Source organism: Marinobacter sp. OP 3.4 (assembly GCF_036224885.1).
Classification (GTDB): Bacteria; Pseudomonadota; Gammaproteobacteria; order Pseudomonadales; family Oleiphilaceae; genus Marinobacter.
Genome location: NZ_JAVVLT010000086.1, coordinates 1 through 2,295, shown reverse-complemented (window position 1 = coordinate 2,295; position 2,295 = coordinate 1). Strand labels below are relative to the sequence as shown.

Sequence of the window (2,295 nt, the reverse complement as noted above, 5' to 3'; positions counted from 1 at the left end):
ACCAGCGCCGATGGTAGTGTGGCGTTGCCCATGCGAGAGTAGGTCATCGTCAGGCGCCCAATACAGAACCCCAGTACCCCAAGGTGCTGGGGTTTTTTATTGTGCGCCAGGCATGGCGCGTAGCGCCTTGACGGCGCTGTTCCGGTGCAGGTGGTGCTGGCCGGATGACTTGGGGGTGCAAGTCCCCTGTGGGCCCGGCAAGGGGAACCACTAGCCGGACGGCAAGGGTGTCCACTGCGAGGTGGAATCTGAAGGAAGCCGCAGGCAAAGCACTGGCCTGACGAACAGGAATCGCATATGAGGCGGTCACACCGGGTAAGGCGTCAATTATCGTCAAAGCCCAGTACTTGCACGGAAGGTGTGGACGTACATGCGGCGGGCATAAGTGTGAAGGTCACGCGTCTTACCCTGGGAAGTCTGGTTTCCTGCCACTGTGCTACTCACCTCGCGAGGGGTGGGGATGGGGAGCCAGAACTCAGCCGAGGTCATAGTAGGTGCGTCACCGCGTACTGAAGGACCGAACATGGTTGGCCGCTAGTAGACGATGAGTTCTCGTGTTGTGCTAAAGAAGACAGAAGGGACCCGGATGGGTCAGGGCATTCAGGAAGGGGCCGGGCGGAACCCGGCAGGTACTGAAGTCCGTGTCGAGGCCGATGCGGTGACTCACCCGTGGACGAACGCGGAGCCGAACGCGTTGATGGAGCGGGTGCTTGAGCGCCCGAACCTGATGCGTGCGTATCAGCGGGTGATATCCAACAAGGGTGCCGCTGGTATCGATCAGATGCCGGTCACAGCTCTGAAGGGCCACCTGCAACAGCACTGGCCAACGCTGCGCGAGCGGCTGTTGGCCGGAGACTACCATCCTCAGCCGGTACGCCGGGTCAGTATCCCCAAGCCGCAAGGCGGCGAACGGATACTGGGCATCCCGACGGTTCAGGATCGCTTGATCCAACAAGCGCTTCACCAGGTGCTGAGCCCGATGCTGGAGCCGACCTTCTCGGATCACAGCTACGGGTTCCGCCCCGGCCGAAGTGCCCAGCAGGCGATCAAGGCGATGCAACAGCACATCAACGACGGCCACCGCTGGGTGGTCGATCTGGATCTGGCCCAGTTCTTTGACCGGGTCAACCACGATGTGCTGATGGGCCTGCTGGCCCGTCGCATCACCGACCGGCGGGTCCTTGCCCTGACCAGACGTTACCTGCAAGCCGGTATGCTTGAAGGTGGACTGGTCAGCCCGAGACGGGAAGGCGCACCGCAAGGTGGCCCCCTGTCCCCCTTGCTCTCCAATGTGCTCCTGACCGAGCTGGACCGGGAACTGGAGCGCCGGGGCCACCGGTTCTGCCGATACGCGGACGACTGCAATATCTACGTTCGTAGCCGCCGATCCGGTGAACGGGTCATGGCCAGTGTCACCCACTTCCTGGAAAGGCACCTGCGACTGAAAGTGAACCCAGCCAAGAGTGCTGTGGATCGCCCCTGGCGTCGGACCTTCCTGGGGTACAGCGTGACCTGGCACAAACAGGTCCGGCTGAGGATTGCACCGAAAAGCCTGAAGGCTGTTATGGCCAAGCTGCGGCCACTGCTCAAGCGATCTCGCGGACAGTCGCTGACGACGACTATCCAGAATCTGAACCCGGTACTAAGAGGCTGGGCGAACTACTACCGCCTGACCGCTTCGAAACGTCCGGTGGAAGCGCTGGATGGCTGGATACGGCGACGCCTGCGACTGATCCTGTGGCAGCAATGGAAACGGGCCCGTACGAGAGCTCGCAATCTGATGCGCCTGGGCCTGACTGAGCCGAGAGCCTGGAAGAGTGCAACGAACGGGCGCGGCCCCTGGTGGAACAGCGGCGCATCCCATATGCACGCCGCCCTCCCCAAAAAGGTGTTCGACCGTCTGTCTCTGGTAAGCTTGTTGGATACGATGAACCGGCTCCAGAGCCAACCATGAACCGCCGTGGTACGGAACCGTATGCCCGGTGGTGTGAGAGGACGGGGGAGGTAACTCCCCCTCCTACTCGATGGCCGGTTAACACGAGAGGGACCTACGTGGTGTGCACGCCCGGTGGCGAAGCCAGCCGGAGCATCGCTCCGGCAGGGTGGGCACGGGCACCCCGTCTCGGGGTGCCCAGGGTCATCGTCGCCGCGCAACGCGCGGCCGTTTTCGTCCGGCACCATTGCCTGAACCCAAAACCCCGACAGCAATGCTGCCGGGGTTTTTTTATGGGATTAAGAGTCTGACGATGACCTACGATAGTGTCCGTCCCGGTGCCGCAGGCAGAGCGAGCACCG

At 62.3% G+C, this 2,295-nt stretch carries 1 protein-coding gene; it reads left to right on the top strand.

Annotation, left to right across the window (positions count from 1 at the left end):
* Window positions 1-586 precede the first annotated feature (586 nt).
* Window positions 587-1,954, top strand: coding sequence for a group II intron reverse transcriptase/maturase (gene ltrA / locus RO069_RS14305; RefSeq protein ID WP_425434119.1), 1,368 nt, complete (start codon window positions 587-589; stop codon window positions 1,952-1,954).
* Window positions 1,955-2,295: the final 341 nt, after the last annotated feature.